This is a genomic window from Klebsiella aerogenes, from assembly GCA_029027985.1.
GTDB classification, from domain to species: domain Bacteria; phylum Pseudomonadota; class Gammaproteobacteria; order Enterobacterales; family Enterobacteriaceae; genus Klebsiella; species Klebsiella aerogenes_A.
On sequence record CP119076.1, the window covers coordinates 1,052,094 to 1,074,586 of the forward strand.

Consider the following 22,493-nt stretch of genomic DNA (forward strand, 5'->3'; position numbering starts at 1 on the left):
GCAGCCTGATTTCGTCAAAAGTGACTTTCACCCGAGGATGACCCGGTGAACCGTTTTGTAATTGCTGATTCCAGCGTCTGTATTGGCTGCCGCACCTGCGAAGCCGCCTGTTCCGAGACGCATCGCCAGCACGGCCTGCAAAGCATGCCACGCCTGCGGGTTATGCGTAATGAAAAAGAGTCTGCGCCGCAAATGTGCCACCACTGCGAAGACGCCCCGTGCGCCGCAGTGTGTCCGGTTAACGCCATCAACCGCGTCGATGGCGCGGTGCAGCTGAATGAAAGTCTGTGCGTGAGTTGCAAGCTGTGCGGCATCGCCTGCCCATTCGGCGCCATTGAATTTTCCGGTAGCCGCCCGTTGGATATTCCCGCCAACGCCAATACCCCGATGGCGCCCGCTGCGCCGCCAGCTCCGGCTCGTGTCAGTTCGTTACTCGATTGGGTACCGGGCGTGCGGGCGATCGCCGTGAAATGCGACCTTTGCAGTTTTGATGAGCAAGGCCCGGCATGCGTGCGGACCTGTCCGACCAAAGCCTTACTGCTGGTGGATATTCGCGATATTGCCCAGGCCAGCAAACGTAAGCGTGAACTGACCTTTAATACCGACCTCGGCGATTTGTCGCTGTTTCAGGCGCAACAAGGGGGCGTGAAATGAGCGTGGTTGCATTAGTGAATCAGGCGGTGGCCTGGTATGCCGTCAGTGCGGTGCTGGCGTTTTTGTTGAGTCTGCGTAAACCGCTGAGCGGCGCGATTGCCGGGATCGGCGGTGCGGCCGCCAGCGCGATGTTAATTGTCGCCGGATTCTCGGCGCTGATGTTGCCGGAGCGGATCCACGGCGGCATGCTGCAGTCTCTGCATCTGGCGATGCGGGTCGGTGGGATTAACGCCCTGTGGCTGCTGGCGCTCGGTCTGTCGGCGTTGCCGATTTCGCTGTTTAACATCTCCTGGCATCGCCATCCGCAGGCTAAATCCAACGGCTTGCTGGTTAACCTGGTGCTGGCCGCCGCCACCTGCGCGGTGGTGGTCACCAACCTCGGTAGTCTGGTGGTGATGGTGGAAATCATGGCGCTGTGCGCGGCTTTCCTCACTGGCTGCGCGCAGTCCGGTAAGCTGTGGTTTGCGCTGGGACGGATAGGGACTTTGCTGTTGGCATGGACCTGCTGGCTGGTGTGGTCGTTCTACGGCACCCTTGATCTGGCGGCGATTAGCCAACTGGCCGCTGGCGCGCCGCAGAACATGTGGCTGTGGCTGCCGGGCTTGTTCGGTTTTGCGCTGCTCTCCGGGGTGATCCCGCTGCACGGCTGGGCGCCGCAGGCGCACGCCGACGCCAGCGCCCCGGCCGCCGCGCTGTTCTCCACGGTAGTGATGAAGGTCGGTCTGTACGGCATCCTGACCGTATCGCTGGCCGGTAGCGTTCCACCGCTGTGGTGGGGTGTGCTGCTGTTGGTGCTGGGGATGATCACCGCCTTTATCGGCGGGTTATATGCGCTGATGGAGCATAACATTCAGCGCCTGCTGGCCTATCACACCCTGGAAAACATCGGCATTATCCTGCTTGGCCTCGGCGCGTTCGTCACCGGGCTGGCCATTGGCAACAATGCCCTGATGGTGTTGGGTTTTATCGGCGGCATGTACCACCTGATCAACCATAGCCTGTTCAAAACCACGCTGTTCCTCGGCGCGGGGGCGGTGTGGTTCCGCACCGGCCATCGCGATATCGAGAAGCTGGGCGGCATCGGTAAAAAAATGCCGCTGATTTCGCTCGCCATGCTGGTGGGGCTGATGGCGATGGCCGCGCTGCCGCCGCTGAACGGCTTTGCCGGCGAGTGGGTTATCTACCAGTCCTTCTTCAAACTGAGCACCGGGGACGTCTTTGTCGGCCGCCTGCTGGGGCCGCTGCTGGCGGTAGGCCTGGCGATCACCGGGGCGTTGGCGGTGATGTGCATGGCGAAAGTCTACGGCGTGACCTTCCTTGGCGCGCCGCGCAGCCTGGAGGCGGAAAACGCTACCTGTGCGCCGTGGCTGATGACCTTTAGCGTGGTGCTTTCTGCGGTTTGCTGCGTGATTGGCGGGGTAGCGGCGCCGTGGCTGCTGCCGCTGGTTAGCCACGTCATTCCGGTTCCGGCGCAGGCCACCAGCGTGGTCTCGCAGCCGCTAATTGCCATTCTGCTGATTGCCTGTCCGCTGCTGCCATTCCTGTTGACGATCTTCTTCAAAGGCGATCGCCTGCCGGCGCGTTCGCGCGGCACGGCATGGGTCTGCGGTTATGACCACGAGCAAGCGATGGTGGTGACCGCTCACGGTTTCGCCATGCCGGTGAAAGAAGCCTTTGCGCCGCTGCTGAAGCTGCGTCACTGGCTGAATCCGATACGGCTGGTACCGGGCTGGCAGAATGCCTCTGTGCCTGTCTTGCTACGTAGCGTGGCGCTGATCGAGCTGGCGGTGCTGGTGGTGATTGTGATTTCGCGAGGAGCCTGAGAGTGAACCTATTCGTTGCATTGTTACAGGCGCTGGTGCTGTTTGCCGTCGCGCCGTTGCTGTCTGGCCTGACCCGCGTTGCCCGCGCGCGCCTGCATAACCGCCGCGGTCCGGGCGTGCTGCAGGAGTACCGGGATATTGTGAAACTGCTGGGTCGCCAGAGCGTCGGCCCGGACGCTTCCGGTTGGGTATTCCGCCTGACGCCATTTGTGATGGTCGGCGTGATGCTGGCCATTGCCGCCGCGCTGCCGGTGATTACCGTGGATTCACCGCTGCCGGGGCTGGGCGACCTGATTACGCTTATCTATCTGTTCGCCATTGCCCGTTTCTTCTTCGCCATTTCCGGTTTGGATACCGGTAGCCCGTTCACCGCCATCGGCAGCAGCCGTGAAGCGATGCTCGGCGTGCTGGTGGAGCCGATTCTTTTGCTCGGCCTGTGGGTGGCGGCGCAGGTTGCGGGTTCCACCCATATCAGCGCCATTACCGACACCATTTATCACTGGCCAACCGCCCGTAGCATTCCGCTGATTCTGGCGCTGTGCGCCGGTGCCTTCGCCACCTTTATCGAAATGGGCAAGCTGCCGTTCGATTTAGCGGAGGCCGAGCAGGAACTGCAGGAAGGGCCGCTTTCCGAATACAGCGGCAGCGGTTTTGCGGTGCTGAAGTGGGGCATCAGCCTTAAACAGCTGGTGGTGCTGCAGATGTTCGTTGGTGTGTTTATTCCGTGGGGACAGATGACCAGTTTTAGCGCTCCAGGCCTGTTGCTGGCGCTGGTGGTCGCCGTCGTCAAGCTGGTGCTCGGGGTGCTGATTATCGCGCTGTTTGAAAACAGCATGGCGCGTCTGCGCTTTTGTGCCACCTCCCGCATCACCTGGGCCGGGTTTGGTTTCGCTTTTTTAGCTTTCGTCTCCTTGCTGGCGGCGTGATTAAGAGAATTTGAGCATGTCTGAAGAAAAAATCGGTCAACACTATCTTACCGCGCTGCACCAGGCCTTCCCGGGCGTGGTGCTGGACGAAGCCTGGCAGACCAAAGATCAGCTTACCGTGACGGTGAAGGTCAACGCTCTGCCGGAAGTGGTCGAGTTTCTTTACTACAAGCAGGGCGGCTGGCTGTCGGTGCTGTTCGGCAACGACGAACGTAAGCTGAACGGCCACTACGCGGTCTATTACGTGCTGTCGATGGAGCAGGGCGCCAAATGCTGGGTAACCGTGCGCGTGGAAGTCGATGCCGACAAACCGGAATACCCGTCGGTGACCCCGCGCGTACCGGCGGCAGTGTGGGGCGAACGCGAAGTGCGCGATATGTACGGCCTGGTGCCGGTCGGCCTGCCGGACGAGCGTCGTCTGGTGCTGCCGGACGATTGGCCGGATGAACTCTATCCGCTGCGTAAAGACAGCATGGACTATCGTCAGCGTCCGGCACCGACTACCGATGCGGAAACCTATGAGTTCATCAACGAACTGGGTAGCAAGAAAAACAACGTGGTGCCGATTGGCCCGCTGCACGTGACCTCCGACGAACCCGGGCACTTCCGCCTGTTCGTGGATGGCGAGAATATCATCGACGCCGATTACCGCCTGTTCTACGTTCATCGCGGGATGGAAAAACTGGCGGAAACCCGCATGGGCTACAACGAAGTCACGTTCCTGTCGGATCGCGTGTGCGGCATCTGCGGTTTCGCCCACAGCACCGCCTACACCACTTCGGTTGAGAACGCGATGGGTATCGTGGTGCCGGAACGTGCGCAGATGATCCGCGCCATTCTGTTGGAAGTCGAACGTTTGCACTCACATCTGCTGAACCTTGGTCTGGCCTGCCACTTCACCGGTTTCGACTCCGGTTTTATGCAGTTCTTCCGCGTGCGAGAAACGTCGATGAAGATGGCGGAGATCCTGACCGGAGCGCGTAAAACCTATGGCCTGAATCTGATTGGCGGGATTCGCCGCGATCTGCTGAAGGAGGACATGATCCAGACCCGCCAACTGGCGCAACAGATGCGCCGCGATGTGCAGGAGCTGGTGGACATGTTGCTCAGCACGCCGAACATGGAACAGCGTACCGTCGGTATTGGTCGTCTGGATCCGGAAATCGCCCGCGACTTCAGTAACGTTGGCCCGATGGTCCGCGCCAGCGGTCACGCCCGCGATACCCGCGCCGATCACCCGTTTGTCGGTTACGGCCTGCTGCCGATGGAAGTCCACAGCGAACAGGGCTGCGACGTGATTTCACGCCTTAAAGTACGCATCAACGAAGTCTATACCGCGCTGAATATGATTGATTTCGGTCTCGATAATCTGCCGGGCGGCCCGCTGATGGTGGACGGTTTCACCTATATCCCGCACCGCTTTGCGCTGGGTTTCTCGGAAGCGCCACGCGGCGACGATATCCACTGGAGCATGACCGGCGACAACCAAAAACTGTACCGCTGGCGCTGCCGTGCGGCGACCTACGCCAACTGGCCGACCCTGCGCTATATGCTGCGCGGCAACACCGTTTCCGATGCGCCGCTGATTATCGGCAGCCTCGACCCATGCTACTCCTGTACCGACCGTATGACCGTGGTCGATGTGCGTAAGAAGAAGAGCAAGGTCGTGCCGTACAAAGAACTTGAGCGCTACAGCATCGAACGTAAAAACTCGCCGCTGAAATAATTGGGGCATTGCGTGGGGATTTTCCCCCTCACCCCGACCCTCTCCCCAAAGGGCGAGGGGGAAGGGCAGACCGCGCTCGTACTTACCAACGACACCGGTCTGTCCCCTCTCCCTTAGGGAGAGGGCCAGGGTGAGGGTAAAACCCCGCACGCAAGCCGGGAGCAACTATGTTTACCTTTATCAAAAAAGTCATTAAGACCGGCACCGCGACGCACTCTTATCCGCTGGAGCCGATGCCGGTGGATAAAAATTTCCGCGGCAAACCGGAGCATAATCCGCAGCAGTGTATCGGCTGCGCGGCCTGCGTGAACGCCTGCCCGTCGAATGCCTTGACGGTAGAGACCGATCTGGCTGCGAACCAGCTGGCATGGCAGTTCAACCTGGGGCGCTGCATTTTCTGCGGTCGCTGTGAAGAAGTTTGCCCGACGGCGGCGATCAAGTTGTCGCAGGAGTATGAACTGGCAGTGTGGAAAAAAGAGGATTTCCTCCAGCAGTCGCGCTTTGCCATCTGCCACTGTCGGGTCTGCGAACGGCCTTTCGCGGTGCAAAAAGAGATCGACTACGCCATTGCGCTGCTGAAGCACAACGGTGATACCCGTGCTGAGCTGCATCGTGAAAGCTTTGAGACCTGCCCGGAATGCAAGCGCCAGAAATGCCTGGTGCCGTCCGATCGTATTGAACTGACTCGCCATATGAGAGAGGCCAGCTGATGAGCCATTTATTAGGCCCGCGTGATGATAACGGCATTCCGCTGCCGATGACGGTAGACGAATCTATCGCCAGCATGAAAACCGCGTTGCTGAAAAAAATTAAACGCTCCGCCTACGTTTATCGCGTCGACTGCGGTGGCTGTAACGGCTGTGAAATCGAGATTTTCGCTACCCTTTCCCCGCTATTCGATGCTGAACGTTTCGGCATCAAAGTGGTGCCGTCGCCGCGCCACGCCGATATTCTGCTGTTCACCGGCGCGGTGACCCGTGCAATGCGATCGCCAGCGCTGCGCGCCTGGCAATCGGCGCCGGATCCGAAAATCTGCATCTCTTACGGTGCCTGCGGCAACAGCGGCGGTATCTTCCATGACCTGTACTGCGTATGGGGCGGCACTGACAAAATTGTGCCGGTTGATGTCTATATTCCGGGCTGCCCGCCGACGCCTGCCGCGACGCTGTACGGTTTTGCGATGGCGCTCGGCCTGCTGGAGCAGAAGATCCATGTCCGCCAACCGGGCGAGCTTGATGAACAGCCTGCCGACCTACTGCACCCCAGCATGGTGCAGCCGCTGCGGGTGCGCATCGATCGTGAAGCGCGTCGGCTGGCGGGCTATCGCTATGGCCGCCAGATTGCCAATGACTACATGCGTTTACTGGGACAGGGAGATAGCCAGGTACTGAGTTGGCTGGAAGCGGAGAAAGATCCGCGGTTGACTGAAATCGTCACCCACCTTAACCGGGTGGTCGAGGGGGCGCGTATCCGATGAGCGAAACGGTGGTGTTCAGTCAACTGAGCCGTAAATTTATTGATGAGAACGATGCGACGCCGGATCAGGCGCAGCAGGTGGTCTATTACAGCCTGGCGATTGGCCACCACCTCGGCGTGATCGACTGCCTGGAGGCGGCGCTGAGCTGCCCGTGGGACGCCTATCTGGCGTGGATCGGCACACTTGACGCGGGCAGCGACGCGCGACGCAAAATGGAAGGTGTACCGAAGTATGGTGAAATCGTCATCGACAGCAACCACGTGTCGCTGCTCGCCAACGCCTTTGATAAAGCGCAGTCCGCGCAGACCCCGCAGCAGCAGGTGTGGAGCAAAACGCTGCTCAGCATGCTGCACGATATTCATCAGGAAAGCGCCATCTATTTGATGGTGAGGAGGCTACGTGACTGACGTTTTACTCTGTGTCGGCAACAGCATGATGGGCGATGATGGCGCAGGTCCGCTGCTGGCGGAAATGTGCGCGGCCAACCCGGTTGGCGAGTGGGTGGTGATTGACGGCGGCAGCGCGCCGGAAAACGACATCGTGGCGATCCGTGAACTGCGCCCCGAACGGCTGCTGATTGTCGATGCCACTGATATGGGGCTCAATCCCGGCGACATCTGCATCGTCGACCCGGACGATATTGCTGAAATGTTTATGATGACCACCCACAATATGCCGCTGAACTATCTTATCGATCAGCTGAAAGAAGACGTGGGGGAGGTGATTTTCCTTGGCATTCAGCCGGATATCGTCGGCTTTTATTACCCGATGACGCAGGCGATTAAAGACGCGGTTGAGGTGGTATATGCCCGGCTTGATGGTTGGCAGGGGCAGGGCGGTTTTGCGGCGCTGGAAGCGGCCGAGGAGCAGGGGTTCCCCGGCTTGCGCTAGTGCTTAGCCGGGCTACGGCTCTACGGTTTTGTAGGTCGGGTAAGGCGTAGCCGCCACCCGACAAAATAACGGCACAACCGGGATGTTCCCCGGCTTGCGCTGCGCTTAGCCGGGCTACGGTTCTACGGTTTTGTAGGTCGGGTAAGGCGTTAGCCGCCACCCGACAAAATAACGGCACAGCCGGGATGTTCCCCGGCTTGCGCTAATGTTTAGCCGGGCTACGGTTCTACGGTTTTGTAGGCCGGGTAAGGCGTTAGCCGCCACCCGGCAAAACAGGCTACTCCAGATCCGCCCCGTTACTCGCAATCACCTTTTTATACCACCAGAACGATTTCTTCCGCGTGCGCGCCAGCGTGCCGTTGCCGGCATCATCGCGGTCAACATAGACAAAGCCGTAGCGCTTGCTCATCTCGCCGGTCGAGGCGGAAACCAAATCGATACAACCCCAGCTGGTATAGCCGATAACCGGAATGCCGTCGTCAATGGCGTCGCGCATCGCTTTGATGTGCTCGCGCAGGTAGCTAATACGGTAGTCGTCGTTAATCTCGCCGTTAGCGTCGATTTCATCACGCGCGCCGAGCCCGTTTTCCACTAAAAACAGCGGTTTCTGATAGCGGTCATACATCATGTTCATGGTGATGCGCAGGCCGAGCGGGTCGATGCCCCAGCCCCATTCGCTGGCCTGAATATGCGGGTTCTTCAGCGATTTGACGATATTGGCGGCATTGGTATTGCTGGCGTTCATCTCCGCCGACGCGCAACGTGAGGCGTAATAGCTAAAGGAGACAAAATCGACGGTGTTTTTAAGGATCTCGTCATCGCCCGGTCGTTTTTCAATGGCGACGCCTTTTTCGCGAAATACCCGCGCGGCCCATACTGGATAGGCACCGCGCGCCTGCACGTCGATAAAGAACAGATTTTCGCGGTCTTTCTCCAGCGCCATCCACACATCTTCCGGCTTACAGGAGTAAGGATAGAAATTACCGCCCGCTAGCATGCAGCCGACCTGGTTTTTCGGGTTAACTTCGTGGGCGATTTTGGTCGCCAGAGCGCTGGCCACCAGTTCATGGTGTGCGGCCTGATACTTCACCTGATCCTGATTTTCTCCTTCCTCAAACACCAAACCGGCGCCGGAGTAGGGACTGTGCAGCATAATGTTGATTTCATTAAACGTCAGCCAGTACTTAACCAGCCCGTCGAAAGCTTCGAAACAGGTGCGGGCGTAGTGGCTAAAGAAATCGACCAACTGGCGATTGCGCCACGAACCGTATTCGGTCACCAGATGCATCGGCACGTCGAAGTGGCACAGGGTGACCAGCGGCTCGATACCGTACTTTTTGCACTCTTCAAACAGCGCGCGATAGAAGGCGATACCTTCCGGATTCGGCTGCGGCTCATCGCCGCGCGGAAACAGGCGACTCCAGGCGATGGAGGTACGAAATACGCTAAACCCCATTTCGGCCATCAGGGCGATATCTTCTTTATAGCGATGGTAAAAATCGATCGCCACGTGGCTTGGGTAAAACTCGTCTTCGCGAAGCTGAAAACGTTTCTCCAACCCGAGCTTAACCGGCAGACGGTGAGGACCGTGGGGGATGGTATCCACGGTTGTTAATCCTTTACCACCCTCAAGCCAGGCGCCTTCAGACTGGTTGGCGGCCAGAGCGCCGCCCCATAAAAATCCGTGTGGAAAACTCGACATGCGTTACCTCGCGTTTAAAAAAGTGTTCAGGCGTGAGTGGCGTTGGCCGTGCCCTGGCGCTGTCTGGCGTCAGCGGCGGCATTTTCTACCGGGATATCTTCAAAGCCGAGCAGCAGCGTCAGCACAAAGGAGAGCACCACCGACAGCGCCATCACGCCAAAGACCCAAACAATCGTCATTGGATTGGCCGGATCGAAAAACTGCACGCTGGTGAAAAGCCCCGGCGCCGCCATGGAGTGACTGGCCAACCCGGCAATCCCCGCCACCGCGCCGCAAATAAAGCCGCTGATTAAACTGGCGATCAGCGGGCGCTTCAGGCGTATGGCCACCCCGTACAACGCCGGTTCGGAAATCCCGGCCAGAATGGCCGAGGCTGCCGCGGCTAACGCGGTCTGGCGCAGTTCCGGGTTTTTGGTTTTCCACGCCACCGCCAGCGATGATCCGCCGAGCGACAGATTGGCGCCGATTTCCGACGGCATGACCATGCCCTCTTTGCCGGTTTCGGCGATGGTCTGAATAATGGTCGGCGTAAAGACGCGGTGCATCCCGGTCATCACCAGCAGCGGCCATAACCCGCCCATCAGCGCTACCGACAGCCAGCCGAGATAGCTGTGAATGGTATACACCAGCGCGGAGATCGCGCTGCCGATCCAGATGCCGAGCGGGCCTATCAGCAGGATCGCCAGCGGGGCGGCAATCAGCACGATCAGCATCGGTTTGAGGAAGTTTTTGGTGACTGCCGGGGTAATGCGATCGACCCAGCGTTCGATATAAGAGAGGCACCAGGTCATCACCAGCGCGGGGATCACCGTGTAGGTGTATTTCACCGCGGTAACCGGAATGAAGGCGAATTCAACGTGCTCGCCCTGCGCGGCTTTGGCCATGAGTTCGATAAATCCCGGATGCACCAGCACCCCGGCGATGGCGATCGCCAACGACATATTGGTTTTAAATTTCACCGCCGCAGACGCCGCGACCATCAGCGGCAGGAAGAAGAAAGCGCCGTCGCCGATAAGCGTCAGGATGGTCAGTGTTGACGAGCTTTTTGGCAGCGCGCCGGTCATGTCGAGGATCATCGCCAGCAGCTTAACCATCGATCCGCCGATAATCGCCGGGATCAGCGGCGACATGGTGCCGATCAGCGCATCAAGGATCCCGGCGCCGATGCGTTTTAAAGTCAGCGGCGGTTTACCCTGCGGTTCCGCCGGGCGCAGCTCGCCGGGCAGCAGGTTAAGCACTTCGCGATAGGCCTGGGAGACGGTATTGCCGATGATCACCTGACATTGATTATCGCTACGCACTACGCCGAGCACCCCTTGCAGCGCCTTGAGCGCCGGGCCATCAACGTGTTGGTTATCTTTCACTACAAAACGCAGGCGGGTCATGCAGTGGGTCACGGCGACGACGTTGTCCACGCCGCCGAGTGCCGCCAGGATCTGGTTCGCCAGAGCTGCATAATTTTTAGACATCGGATTTTATCCTGTTTTATCAATAGGGTACTTATCTCACGCCAGCGCCTGACGGCGTCTACACGTATCGTATGCATAGGAAACCGGTTCCACAAAATCATGATGAGTTTCATTTATTCATACAAGATATAAAAAGTCAGTTTTTCAAATCTGTGATTTTGATCGCTTTTTGGCTTGCGTAGCGCCGACATTTGCGCAATGCCAGCAGCTGAAAAACGGCGGCGCGTGCAGTACACTGCTGACAACATTGGCAACAGGAAGAACCACATGGCAACGATGCTGGAGGTCGCGAAGCGCGCAGGTGTATCGAAGGCGACCGTTTCGCGGGTGCTGTCGGGCAACGGCTATGTCAGCCAGCAGACCAAGGACCGCGTATTTCAGGCGATTGCCGAAAGCGGCTACCGACCTAACCTGCTGGCGCGCAATCTGGCGACCAAAAAGAGCCAGACGCTGGGACTGGTGGTCACTAACACCCTTTATCACGGCGTCTATTTCAGCGAACTGCTGTTTCATGTGGCGCGGCTGACGGAAGATCAGGGGCGGCAGCTGATCCTCGCCGACGGCAAACACAGCGCGCAAGAGGAGCGTGAGGCGATCCAGTATCTGCTCGATCTGCGTTGCGACGCGATCATCATCTATCCGCGTTTTCTCAGCGTTGATGAGATGGACGAGATCATCGAAAACCATGATCAGCCGATCATGGTGCTAAATCGTCGTTTGCGCCGCCATGCCAGCCATTGCGTCTGGTCCGATCAAAAAGCCTCGGCGCAGATGGCGGTGGAAAAACTGATCGCCAGCGGCCACCGCGACATTGCGTTTATCACCGGTTCGCTGGATTCGCCGACCGGGCTTGAGCGTCTCTCGGGTTACAAAGATGCGTTGGCCCGGCATGATATTCCCCTGCGCGAAGCGCTGATTATTGAAGGGCGCTGGACGCCGGAAAGCGGCGCCGTCGGTGTTGAAACGCTGAGTCAGCGCGGCGTCGGCTATAGCGCGCTGGTGGCCAGCAATGATGACATGGCGATCGGCGCGATTAAGCAACTGCATCAGCAGGGCGTGGCGGTACCGCAGCAGGTTTCGGTGATCGGCTTTGATGATATCGCGCTGGCGCCGTATATGATCCCGGCGCTGTCCAGCGTCAAGATACCGGTCACTGACATGATGAAAGAGAGCATTAACCGGCTGATCTTTATGCTCGATGGCGGCGATTTTAAATATCAGCAAACCTTCCCCGGCGAGCTGATCGAACGCGACTCGTTGGCCCCTGGACCGCACGTCTGATGTCGTCATCTGTCATCGTCAGTTATGACGATGACAGCCCCTTCTGATTTTATCTCTTTAAATTTCAATGAAATAAAAGTTGGAGCGTATTATGCATAATCCGGCGCGTAAACTTCTTTCCGCTGGAGAAATGGATGAACCGTTTCATTATTGCCGATGCGAGCAAATGTATCGGCTGCCGCACCTGCGAAGTGGCCTGCGTGGTCTCTCATCAGGAAAATCAGGACTGCGCCGCGCTGACGCCGCAGTCGTTCCTGCCGCGTATCCACGTGATCAAAGGCGTTAATGTGTCGACGGCAACGGCCTGTCGTCAGTGCGAAGACGCGCCGTGCGCCAATGTCTGCCCGAACGGCGCGATTAGCCGCGATAACGGTTTTGTCCACGTGATGCAGGAGCGCTGTATTGGCTGTAAGACCTGCGTGGTTGCCTGCCCGTATGGGGCGATGGAAGTGGTGGGGCGCCCGGTGATTCGCCATAGCGGCGCGGGGCTGAATGTAATGGCGGAAAAAGCCGAAGCCAACAAGTGCGATCTGTGCCACCACCGCGACAGCGGCCCGGCGTGCATGGCGGCCTGCCCGACGCATGCGCTGGTCTGCGTTGACCGTAACAAACTTGAGCAGATGAATGTGGAGAAACGTCGCCGTACGGCGTTGGTCTGGTAACGCGACGAATGAACGGGACGCGCATCCGCATTCGCGGCAAGGTTCAGGGGGTTGGCTTCCGCCCCTTTGTCTGGCAACTGGCGCAACAGACAGCGCACTACGGCGATGTCTGCAATGACGGCGACGGCGTGTTGGTGCGTCTGGTCGGCGATGACAACGGTTTTACGACTGCGCTGGCCCGCCACTGCCCGCCGCTGGCGCGCATCGACAGCATCGACAGCGCTGCGTTTCACTGGGATGAGCTCCCGACGGATTTCACGATTCGACAGAGCGGCGTCAGTAGCATGCGCACGCAGATAGCGCCCGACGCCGCGACCTGTTCGGCGTGCCTGGCGGAGATGAACGATCCGCAGGCGCGCCGCTACCGTTACCCCTTCATCAACTGCACCCACTGCGGACCGCGCTTCACCATTATTCGCGCCATGCCTTATGACCGGCCTTTTACCACGATGGCGCCATTCCCGCTGTGTCCGCGCTGCGATGTGGAATATCGCGATCCTGCCGACCGTCGCTTTCACGCCCAGCCGGTGGCCTGCGCCGATTGCGGGCCGCAACTGGAATGGCGGGCGGGGACGGTGAGGCTAGTCGGCGAGGCGGCGCTACAGGCGGCGATCGCGCGACTGGCGGCGGGCGACATTGTGGCGATAAAAGGGATCGGCGGTTTTCATTTGGCCTGCGATGCCGGTAATAGCAGGGCGGTGGCGGCGCTACGCCTGCGTAAACGCCGCCCGGCGAAACCGCTGGCGGTGATGCTGCCGACGGCAGCCGGATTACCCGCGGAGGCGGCGGCGCTGATGCGCTCGCCCGCCGCGCCGATCGTGCTGATGGCCAAAGTGCAGGTTTCTGGTCTGTGTGACGATATTGCGCCGGGGCTTGCGGAAGTCGGGGGGATGTTGCCGTCTAATCCACTGCAGCACTTACTTCTGCAGGCGCTGGCACGCCCTCTGGTGATGACTTCCGGCAATCTCAGCGGCCGTCCCCCGGCGTTGAGTAACGATCAGGCGCTGACTGATTTAGCCAATATCGCCGACGGTTTTCTGCTGCATAACCGCGATATCGTACAGCGTATGGATGATTCACTGGTGCGTCAGAACGGCGACATGCTGCGCCGCGCCCGCGGCTACGTGCCGGATGCGCTGCCGCTGCCGCCGGGGCTGCGTGAAATCCCGCCGCTGCTGGCGGTGGGGGCGGATATGAAAAATACCTTCTGTCTGGTACGTGGCGGCGAGGCGGTGCTGAGCTCGCATTTTGGCGATCTTAGCGATGAAGGCGTGGAGCGGCAGTGGCGCATGGCGCTGCAACTGATGCAGAGCATTTATGCGTTTGTTCCCCAGCGGGTGGTGGTTGACGCCCATCCTGGTTATCGCTCGACGCAGTGGGCGGCATCCATGGGGCTGCCGGTCGATACCGTGTTGCACCATCACGCCCATGCCGCGGCCTGCCTGGCGGAACATCGCTGGCCGCTCGACGGCGGCGACGTCATCGCCCTGACCCTCGACGGTATTGGGATGGGGGAAAACGGCGCGCTGTGGGGCGGCGAATGCCTGCGGGTGAACTACCGTGAGTGCGAACACCTTGGCGGGCTTCCGGCAGTCGCTCTGCCTGGGGGGGACCTGGCGGCCCGGCAGCCGTGGCGTAACTTGCTGGCCCATTGTCTGGCCTTTGTACCCGGCTGGCAGGATTATCCGCAAACCGCATGTTTACGTCAGCGTAACTGGCCGCTGTTGGCACAGGCCATCGAGCGTGGAATTAACGCGCCGCGCGCCTCGTCCTGCGGGCGGTTGTTTGATGCCGTCGCCTGCGCGCTGGCGTGCGCGCCGGACAACCTGAGTTACGAAGGCGAGGCGGCCTGTCGACTGGAAGCGCTGGCCGCCAGCTGTCCGGGCGTCGGCCACCCGGTTACGCTGCCGTGGCGCGACGGCGAGCTGGATATTGCCGCCTTCTGGCGGCAGTGGCTGGGGTGGCAGGCAACGCCGGCGCAGAAAGCCTGGGCGTTTCACGATGCGCTGGCCTGTGGGTTGGCGGAGATGGCGCGCGACTGCGCGACATCCCGCGGCATTACGACGATCGCCTGTAGCGGCGGCGTGCTGCATAACCAGCTGCTTACCGCGCGCCTTTCCTGGTACCTCTCCGATTTTCAATTATTTTTCCCGCAGCGGCTGCCCGCTGGCGATGGCGCGATTGCCTTTGGCCAGTCCGTGGTGGCCGCTGCCCTCTGGCAGTCTCAAAGGAATTAAGATGATGATGAATATTTTACGTCAGCAGCCGCGTGCGGCGGCGCTGGTACTGGGGCTTATCGCCGCGAACGCGCTGGCATGGGCGTGGGCGTTTCAGGTTTTTGGCGACAGCAGCGCGTTAATGGCCGCCAGCCTGTTGGCCTGGGGTTACGGCTTGCGCCACGCGGTTGATGCCGATCATATTGCGGCCATCGATAACGTGACCCGTAAAATGATGCAGCAAGGGAGACGCCCCTTTGGCGTCGGCGCGTGGTTCTCGCTCGGCCATTCGTCGATTGTGGTGCTGGCGTCGGCGGCGATTGCCGCGACGGCGACCGCCTTCAGCCAGCAGATGAGCTGGTTCCATGATACCGGCAGCGTTATCGGCACTGCGGTGTCGGCGTTGTTCCTGCTGGCGATGGCGCTGGTCAACCTGGTGATTTTGCGTAGCGTCTGGAGCAGCTTTCAGGCGTGGAAGCGTGGTGAAAAAGCGAGTGATGAGGTTATCCGCAGCGGCGGCATGATGAGCTGGTTGTTTGGTAAAACCTTCCGGCTGATTAACCACAGCTGGCAGATGTACCTGGTCGGCTTTTTGTTTGGTCTTGGTTTTGATACCGCGACCGAAATCGGCGTGCTGGGGATTTCCGCCGCTGGCGCCTCAAGCGGAATTTCCATCTGGTCGATTATGGTTTTCCCGGCGCTGTTCGCCAGCGGTATGGCATTGGTTGATACCCTTGATAATGTGCTGATGGTCGGCGCCTACGGTTGGGCGTTCAGCAAGCCGCAGCGCAAGCTCTATTACAACATGACCATTACCGGCACGTCGGTGGTGGTGGCGTTGTTTATCGGCGGGCTGGAAGCGCTGGGGCTGTTGATGGATAAACTTGCGCTCAGCGGCGGGGTATGGCGCTGGGTGGCGGCGTTAAACGATAATCTCGGCGATGCCGGGTTTGTGGTGGTGGGGCTGTTCGTCGCCTGCTGGGCGCTGTCGGTGCTCAACTACCGCTGGCGCGGCTACGATAAGCTGGCGTGTCAGGTTGAGCATTTCCCCGGCTAGCGGCGTAAACGCCTCAGCCGGGCTACGGGTCGTCGGCGCTCAACTACCGCTGGCGCGCCGGGTTGAACATTTCCCCGGTTAGCGGCGTAAACGCCTCAGCCGGGCTACGGGTCGTCGGCGCTCAACTACCGCTGGCGCGCCGGGTTGAACATTTCCCCGGTTAGCGGCATAAACACCTCAGCCGGGTTACGGGTCGTCGGCGCTCAGCTACCGCTGGCGTGCCAGGTTGAACATTTCCCCGGCTAGCGGCGTAAACGCCTCAGCCGGGCTACGGGCCGTCGGCGCTCAACTACGCTGGCGCGCCGGGTTGAACATTTCCCCGGCTAGCGGCGTAAACGCCTCAGCCGGGCTACGGGCCGTCGGCGCTCAACTACGCTGGCGCGCCGGGTTGAACATTTCCCCGGCTAGCGGCGTAAACGCCTCAGCCGGGCTACGGGCCGTCGGCGCTCAACTACCGCTGGCGTGCCAGGTTGAACATTTCCCGGCGGGGTACCAGGACGACCCTGTAGCCCGGCTAAGCGCAGCGCGAGCCGGGAGAACAATCAACTCACCAGTTGCTTGAGCAGCGCAAAGGCTTCTTTCATCTTGTCTTCGCTCACCACAAAGGCGCGCAACTGGTTCCCGGCATCCATCCCTTTCGCCACCAGACCCTCTTTGGCCGCCACGATACTCCACGTCAGATCGTCGCGGCGGGTATCGCCAGCCAGATGCAGCGGCAGGTCCGGGGTCTTCACTTTCACTAACATCGGCGGCAGCTTGAGTTCGCCTGACTGCGCCAGCAGGTTTTTACTCAAGCACATCGCGCTCAGTAAAATCGGCTGCAGGAATGGCAGCACCATGCCGTTGATTTCGGCACAGTCGCCGAGGGCGTAAATCGCCGGATGGCTGGTTTGCAGCTGGTTATTCACCACCACGCCGCGGTTAATCTGCAGGCCAGCGTGGCGCGCCAGCGATGTTTCCGGGCGCAGACCGGCGGCGGCCACCACCGCATCCACGGTTATCACGCGCTGACGATCAAGGCTGACGCGAATACCGTCGACGGTTTGCTCCAGCCCTTCCAACTGCGTTTTCAGCATCAGATGCACGCCCATATCGGTGAGGCGATGCTGCAGGCGGCTGCTGGCCTCCGGCGGCATCAGCGCCGATAGCACACTGGCGGAGTTATCGACCACCGTCACCGCTTTGCCGGCGCGGCAGAAATCCATCGCCAGCTCGCAGCCAATCAGACCGCCGCCGACAATCAGCACGCGCTTTGCGTCGTGTAGCTGACTCTGCGCCGCGCCGTATTCACGCTGGCTGTTGAGGGTCAGCATCAGCTCGCGTCCCGGTACCGGCGGGATAAATGGTGTGGCGCCGGTGGCCAGCACCAGTTTGTCGTAGCGCCACTGGTTATCCAGACTCTTCACCAGCTGGTTTTCGGCGTCGATATCGCTCACCCAGGTGTGCGGGAACAGGCGCAGATTGTACTGCTCGGCGAACTCGCCTGCGGTTTGCAGGGTCAGATCGTCGGCGCTCTGTCCGCGGCTGATCACGTGGCTGAGATCCGGTTTGTTGTACTCATCCATGCTATCGGCGGCGATTAACGTCAGCGGGATATGCGCATCCTGCTTACGAATATTTTTCACCAGCTGTCGGGCCGCGAAGCCCGAGCCGATGATGACGATGCCATCACTCATTTTGCCTCCGTCGCCAGTACGTCAAAGACATCTTTGCCAAGAGAACACTCAGGGCAGAGGAAATTATCCGGCACATCGCTCCACGGCGTACCCGGTTGCACGTCCTGATTAGGTTCGCCTTTCGCCGGGTCATAGACCCACTGGCAAACGCTGCACTGCATCATTGGGCCCAGGTCAGCGGCCGCGGCGGCGGCGCAGGCGCAGTCCTGTTGTTCCGGCGTTGCGGTCGCTTCAGCGACTGGCAGCGGCGAGAGCGCCCATTGGCGGGCGATTTCGCGACCGTGTTCGCGGCACAGTTCCAGCGCGTCGATATCCGGGCGCCATTTGGCTTTCAGGCTCAGGGACATTTCAAAACCGGCATCCTGCAGGCGAGTGGACAAGCGGTCTACCGCGCCGCCGCTCCAGCCGTGGGAACCGAAAGCGCTGGCGCGTTTATTACGAAAACGCAGCCCGGTCATCTCTTCCACCAGTCCGGCGATTTTCGGCATCATCACGTTGTTCATGGTGGAGGTGCCGACCAGTACGCCTTTTGAGCGGAAGACGTTGGTCAGGATTTCGTTTTTGTCGCTGCGGGCGACGTTAAAGATTTTCACCGCCACGCGCGGGTCGATGTCGGTGATCCCCTGCGCGATGGCGTCCGCCATCATGCGGGTGTTGTTGGACATGGTGTCGTAGAAGAGGGTGATGCGATCTTCCTGATAGTCCGCCGCCCACTCGAGGTATTTCTCAACAATTTGCGTCGGGTTGTCGCGCCATACCACGCCGTGGGAGGTGGCAATCATATCCACCGGCAGGTTGAAGCCGAGGATCTCGGTGATTTTCGGCGTCACCAGGCGGCTGAATGGCGTCAGGATGTTGGCGTAATAGCGCTGGCACTGTTCGTACAATTCAATCTGGTCAACTTCGTCGTTAAACAGGTGCTCGTCGCAGTAGTGCTGGCCGAAGGCGTCGTTGCTGAACAGCACCGCGTCGCCGGTCATGTAGGTCATCATGCTGTCAGGCCAGTGTAGCATCGGCGTCTCAACGAAGATCAGTTGTTTGCCGTTACCGATGTCCAGGGTGTCGCCGGTTTTCACCACGTGGAAGTTCCACTCCGGGTGGTGGTGGTGGCCGTTGATCGAGTCAATGGCGTTGGCGGTGCAGTAAATCGGCGTATCCGGGATCTGCATCATCAGTTCGGTCAGCGCACCGGCATGATCCTCTTCGGCGTGGTTAATGACGATATAGTCGAGATCGGCGAGGTCGATTTCGCTGCGCAGGTTTTGCACGAACTCGCGGCTGAATTTATGATCGACGGTATCGATCAGCACATTTTTTTCTTCACGGATGAGGTAGCTGTTATAGCTGCTGCCGCGCAGCGTTTTATATTCGGTGCCGTGGAAATCACGGACTTCCCAATCGCGTTGGCCAACCCAAAGAATGTTATTTTTAACCAGAATAGACATAGCAACCTCAATTAATACAGTGTGTTCAAAGTAAGTTGATTGGCTTATATCAAGATGCGTGCCAACTTTTTAATTAATTGATTTATATGTATTTTAAATTTTTTGTTATTTTGGTTGCTGTCAAAATGACAATGGTTAAAATAGTCTAAATGACAATATGTATTGTCAAAATGACAACGGAGCGGCAATGAGTTTTTCCGTAGAAGCACTGGCGAGAATCGCCATTGATTTACAAAGCGATATTGGTCACGCCGACCGTTTTTCGCGTCTGATTACCACCCTGCGGCAGATCCTCGGTTGCGATGCTTCCGCGCTGCTGCGTTATGACGCGCATCAGTTTGTGCCGCTGGCGATTGATGGTCTGGCGCAGGATGTACTTGGGCGGCGTTTTGCGCTGGAAGGACATCCGCGGCTGGAGGCTATCGCCCGCGCTGGTGATGTGGTGCGCTTTCCGGCGGACAGCGATCTGCCCGACCCCTATGACGGCCTGATCCCCGGCCAGGAGAGTCTCAAGGTTCATGCCTGCGTTGGCCTGCCGCTGTTTGCCGGGCAAACGCTGATTGGCGCGCTGACTCTCGATGGCATGGATGCCGACCGTTTTGATAGCTTCAGCGATGAAGAGCTGCGACTGATTGCCGCGCTGGTGGCCGGGGCGCTGAACAATGCGCTATTAATCGCCCGTCTTGAGACGCAAAACGTGTTGCCGGAACAGACGGTGAGTTACGCGCTGCCGGAGCGTCAGGAGATCATCGGTCTGTCAGCGCCGATGCTGCAGCTGAAAAAAGAGATCGATATCGTCGCCGCATCGGACTTAAACGTGTTAATCAGCGGCGAAACGGGCACCGGGAAAGAGCTGGTGGCGAAGGCGGTGCATCAGGGGTCGCCGCGAGCGGCCAACCCGCTGGTGTACCTCAACTGCGCGGCGCTGCCGGAAAGCGTGGCGGAGAGCGAACTGTTCGGCCACGTGAAAGGGGCATTTACCGGGGCTATCAGTAACCGTAGCGGTAAATTTGAGATGGCCGATAACGGCACGCTGTTCCTTGATGAAATCGGTGAACTGTCGCTGGCGCTGCAGGCGAAACTGCTGCGTGTGCTGCAGTATGGCGATATTCAGCGTGTCGGCGATGACCGTAGCCTGCGGGTTGATGTGCGGGTACTGGCGGCCACTAACCGCGATCTGCGCCAGGAAGTGGTGGAAGGGCGGTTCCGCGCCGACTTGTACCATCGGCTGAGCGTTTTTCCGCTGTCGGTCCCGGCGCTACGCGATCGGCAAAACGACGCGGTGCTGCTGGCGGGCTATTTTTGCGAGCAGTGCCGTTTGCGGATGGGGCTGGCGCGGGTGGTGTTAGGCGAAGCGGCGAGCGGCAGACTGCAACAGTGGTCCTGGCCGGGCAACGTGCGCGAACTGGAGCATGCCATTCACCGGGCAGTGGTGCTGGCACGGGCGACGCAGGCTGGCGATGAAGTGGTGCTGGAGCCGCAGCATTTCCAGTTTGCGGTCGCCGCGCCGACGTTGTCGAATGAGCTGGCGGCGCCGTTGAGCGCGCCGATGGCGGGCAGTTTTAATCTGCGTGAAGCCACGGAATCTTTCCAGCGCGAAGCAATTGCCCGCGCGTTGGCGGATAACCAGCGCAACTGGGCGGCGACCGCCCGCGCGCTGGAACTGGATGTCGCCAACCTGCACCGGTTGGCGAAACGTCTGGGGCTTAAAGAATCCCCGCCTGATAAAAATTCTGCAGGTTGATCGCGCCGACCAGCAGGCCGTTTTCATCGACGACCGGCGCGGCACTGATTTTATGCTTCATCAGCCGCTCTTTGGCTTCCACGGCACGGCTTTCCGACTGCAGGGTGACGCCGTTGCGGGTCATTGCCTGACTGACGCCATCGTTCAGCGTGCCGCCGCCCACCAGCCAGCGGCGCAGGTCGCCGTCGGTGAAGACGCCCTGCACGCGATTGGCGTCATCGCAAACCGCCACCAGGCCGAGACCGGTACGGCTCAGCTCCAGCATGGCGTCCATCACGTTGGCGTCGGCGTCGACGCGCGGCACTTCTTCGTCGCGACGCATCAGATGATGCACTTTGTTAAGCAGACGCGCGCCGAGGGCGCCCGCCGGGTGCGAACGGGCAAAATCTTCTTCGTTAAAGCCGCGGGCCTGCATGACCGCCATCGCCAGCGCGTCGCCGAGCATCAGCGTATTGACGGTGCTGGAGGTAGGCGCAAGGTGCATTGGGCAGGCCTCGCGCTCAACGGCGATATCCAGCACCGCTTTTGCCGCCAGCGCCAGCGGCGAGGTGGACTTGCCGGTCATCGCCAGCAGCGGAATCGCTTTTTCTTCCAGCCGCGGCACGATAAGGTCCAGCTCTTTGGCGCTGCCGGAATAGGAGATAAACAGCATCACGTCGCGGCTGTCGAGCATGCCGAGATCGCCGTGCAGCGCCTCCGCCGGGTGCACGAAAAAGGCTGGGGTACCGGTGCTGGCGAAGGTCGCCGCCAGTTTTTTACCGATGTGGCCTGATTTACCAATACCGGAGACGATCAGTTTACCCTCGCAGTGGATGATGGTTTCCGCCGCGCGGATGAAGTCGTCGCCCAGGCGTTCCGGCAGGCGGCTCGCCTCCTGCAGCTCAAGCATCAGGGTCTGGCGTCCGGCTTCTAACAGAAAGTTACTCATGATGTTCTCCAGTAATAATGACTTCAATGCCTTTGGCTTCCAGCGCCCGCTGGAATTCAGGGTCAATATCGGCATCGGTAATCAACTTATCCACGCGCTCAAGGCCGCAGACAATATTGGGACTTTTACGGCCAAACTTCGATGAGTCGGCCATCAGGATCACTTCGCGGGCGGCGTTGCACATTGCCTTGCTGACGGTATACACCTCGTTAAAGGTGGTGACACCCGCCACCAGGTCAATGCCGTCGGTGCCCATAAATAGTTTGTCGAAGCTGAACTGTTCGAAGGCGTTTTCCGCCAGTTGGCCGTGGAAGGAGGCTGATTTTTTGCGGAAGGTGCCGCCCGGCATCAGGATGGTTTGCTCGTTATCCAGTTCGGAAAGGGCGTTGACGATGTGCAGGCTGTTGGTCATCACCGTGATGTTATTGAAGCGGCTCAGCAGCGGCACCATCTGCAGTACGGTGCTGCCGGCGTCGAGGATGATTGAATCGCCATCGTGGATATAGCGCACGGCGGCTTCGGCAATCTGCACTTTCTTATGGGTGTTGATCAGCGTTTTATGGTCGATCGGCGGGTCGGCCTCGTCTTTATTTAACACCACGCCGCCGTAAGTGCGGATGACGGTCCCGGCGTTTTCCAGAATCACCAGGTCCTTGCGGATCGTGGTGCCGGTGGTGTCGAAGTGTTGCGCCAGTTCTTCAACCGAGCATTTCCCCTGCGATTGCAGGTGCTCGAGAATGGCTGCCTGGCGCTGACGTGGTTTCATAAGCGTTGTATCCTGCGTTTAAGTTTCGAAGTGATAATTTCGCAAGATAT

Annotated in this window: 20 protein-coding genes; 14 read left to right on the forward strand and 6 right to left on the reverse strand. The window is 59.6% G+C overall.

Translation table 11 applies throughout. The features are described 5' to 3' along the window. Window positions 1-45 precede the first annotated feature (45 nt). From PYR66_05060 to hycI, 8 genes are all read left to right on the forward strand, one after another. Window positions 46-654: a 4Fe-4S dicluster domain-containing protein gene (locus PYR66_05060; protein WEF29103.1), complete on the forward strand. Its 609-nt coding sequence runs from the start codon at window positions 46-48 to the stop codon at window positions 652-654. Then, window positions 651-2,477 carry a formate hydrogenlyase subunit 3 gene (gene hycC / locus PYR66_05065; protein WEF29104.1) on the forward strand — a complete coding sequence of 609 codons (1,827 nt, stop codon included), beginning with the start codon at window positions 651-653 and terminating at the stop codon, window positions 2,475-2,477. Before PYR66_05060 ends, hycC begins: the two co-directional genes overlap by 4 nt. Before the next feature lie 2 nt (window positions 2,478-2,479). Continuing rightward, entirely contained in the window at window positions 2,480-3,403 is a 924-nt protein-coding gene (locus tag PYR66_05070; GenBank protein ID WEF29105.1) for a respiratory chain complex I subunit 1 family protein, read from the forward strand. Window positions 3,404-3,419: 16 nt separating this feature from the next. Continuing rightward, the gene (gene hycE, locus PYR66_05075) at window positions 3,420-5,129 is read left to right on the forward strand and encodes a formate hydrogenlyase subunit HycE (protein WEF29106.1); all 1,710 of its coding nucleotides are present in this window, start codon (window positions 3,420-3,422) and stop codon (window positions 5,127-5,129) included. A 167-nt stretch (window positions 5,130-5,296) separates the two neighbouring features. Beyond that, a complete protein-coding gene (locus tag PYR66_05080; protein ID WEF29107.1) occupies window positions 5,297-5,839 on the forward strand; it encodes a formate hydrogenlyase complex iron-sulfur subunit in 543 nt (180 codons plus the stop codon). Then, window positions 5,839-6,606 carry an NADH-quinone oxidoreductase subunit B family protein gene (locus tag PYR66_05085; protein ID WEF29108.1) on the forward strand — a complete coding sequence of 256 codons (768 nt, stop codon included), beginning with the start codon at window positions 5,839-5,841 and terminating at the stop codon, window positions 6,604-6,606. The genes PYR66_05080 and PYR66_05085 overlap by 1 nt, the downstream gene beginning before the upstream one ends. Next, entirely contained in the window at window positions 6,603-7,013 is a 411-nt protein-coding gene (locus PYR66_05090; GenBank protein WEF29109.1) for a formate hydrogenlyase maturation HycH family protein, read from the forward strand. The genes PYR66_05085 and PYR66_05090 overlap by 4 nt, the downstream gene beginning before the upstream one ends. After that, entirely contained in the window at window positions 7,006-7,497 is a 492-nt protein-coding gene (gene hycI / locus PYR66_05095; GenBank protein ID WEF29110.1) for a hydrogenase maturation peptidase HycI, read from the forward strand. The genes PYR66_05090 and hycI overlap by 8 nt, the downstream gene beginning before the upstream one ends. A 277-nt stretch (window positions 7,498-7,774) precedes the next feature. On the opposite strand, the gene PYR66_05100 is transcribed toward hycI, so the two are convergent. Together PYR66_05100 and ascF are read right to left on the reverse strand one after the other, a co-directional pair. After that, window positions 7,775-9,199, reverse strand: coding sequence for a 6-phospho-beta-glucosidase (locus tag PYR66_05100; GenBank protein WEF29111.1), 1,425 nt, complete (start codon window positions 9,197-9,199; stop codon window positions 7,775-7,777). A gap of 26 nt (window positions 9,200-9,225) precedes the next feature. Next, window positions 9,226-10,668 (reverse strand): PTS cellobiose/arbutin/salicin transporter subunit IIBC, encoded by a 1,443-nt coding sequence (gene ascF, locus PYR66_05105; protein ID WEF29112.1) that lies wholly within the window; start codon window positions 10,666-10,668, stop codon window positions 9,226-9,228. Window positions 10,669-10,935: 267 nt separating this feature from the next. Between ascF and PYR66_05110 the strand changes: the two genes are divergently transcribed. The 5 genes from PYR66_05110 to PYR66_05130 all read left to right on the forward strand — a co-directional run bounded on the left by PYR66_05110 (window position 10,936) and on the right by PYR66_05130 (window position 16,446). Then, window positions 10,936-11,949 carry a LacI family DNA-binding transcriptional regulator gene (locus PYR66_05110; protein WEF29113.1) on the forward strand — a complete coding sequence of 338 codons (1,014 nt, stop codon included), beginning with the start codon at window positions 10,936-10,938 and terminating at the stop codon, window positions 11,947-11,949. Between the two features lie 134 nt (window positions 11,950-12,083). Then, a complete protein-coding gene (gene hydN / locus PYR66_05115; GenBank protein WEF29114.1) occupies window positions 12,084-12,611 on the forward strand; it encodes an electron transport protein HydN in 528 nt (175 codons plus the stop codon). A gap of 8 nt (window positions 12,612-12,619) precedes the next feature. Continuing rightward, window positions 12,620-14,848 carry a carbamoyltransferase HypF gene (hypF, locus tag PYR66_05120; GenBank protein ID WEF29115.1) on the forward strand — a complete coding sequence of 743 codons (2,229 nt, stop codon included), beginning with the start codon at window positions 12,620-12,622 and terminating at the stop codon, window positions 14,846-14,848. A 1-nt stretch (window position 14,849) separates the two neighbouring features. Next, window positions 14,850-15,884 carry a HoxN/HupN/NixA family nickel/cobalt transporter gene (locus tag PYR66_05125; protein WEF29116.1) on the forward strand — a complete coding sequence of 345 codons (1,035 nt, stop codon included), beginning with the start codon at window positions 14,850-14,852 and terminating at the stop codon, window positions 15,882-15,884. A 226-nt stretch (window positions 15,885-16,110) separates the two neighbouring features. Next, window positions 16,111-16,446, forward strand: a complete 336-nt coding sequence (locus PYR66_05130; GenBank protein ID WEF29117.1) for a hypothetical protein — start codon at window positions 16,111-16,113, stop codon at window positions 16,444-16,446. On the opposite strand, the gene norW is transcribed toward PYR66_05130, so the two are convergent. Both norW and norV read right to left on the reverse strand, forming a co-directional pair. Then, window positions 16,427-17,560, reverse strand: a complete 1,134-nt coding sequence (gene norW / locus PYR66_05135; protein ID WEF29118.1) for an NADH:flavorubredoxin reductase NorW — start codon at window positions 17,558-17,560, stop codon at window positions 16,427-16,429. The genes PYR66_05130 and norW overlap by 20 nt on opposite strands. Then, window positions 17,557-19,005 carry an anaerobic nitric oxide reductase flavorubredoxin gene (gene norV / locus PYR66_05140; GenBank protein WEF29119.1) on the reverse strand — a complete coding sequence of 483 codons (1,449 nt, stop codon included), beginning with the start codon at window positions 19,003-19,005 and terminating at the stop codon, window positions 17,557-17,559. Before norV ends, norW begins: the two co-directional genes overlap by 4 nt. Before the next feature lie 187 nt (window positions 19,006-19,192). Here norV and norR point away from each other — a divergent pair, with 187 nt between their 5' ends. Then, the gene (norR, locus tag PYR66_05145; protein ID WEF29120.1) at window positions 19,193-20,749 is read left to right on the forward strand and encodes a nitric oxide reductase transcriptional regulator NorR; all 1,557 of its coding nucleotides are present in this window, start codon (window positions 19,193-19,195) and stop codon (window positions 20,747-20,749) included. On the opposite strand, the gene gutQ is transcribed toward norR, so the two are convergent. After that, window positions 20,712-21,677 carry an arabinose-5-phosphate isomerase GutQ gene (gene gutQ, locus PYR66_05150; protein WEF29121.1) on the reverse strand — a complete coding sequence of 322 codons (966 nt, stop codon included), beginning with the start codon at window positions 21,675-21,677 and terminating at the stop codon, window positions 20,712-20,714. The genes norR and gutQ overlap by 38 nt on opposite strands. Further along, window positions 21,670-22,443: a DNA-binding transcriptional repressor gene (locus tag PYR66_05155; GenBank protein WEF29122.1), complete on the reverse strand. Its 774-nt coding sequence runs from the start codon at window positions 22,441-22,443 to the stop codon at window positions 21,670-21,672. The genes gutQ and PYR66_05155 overlap by 8 nt, the downstream gene beginning before the upstream one ends. Window positions 22,444-22,493: the final 50 nt, after the last annotated feature.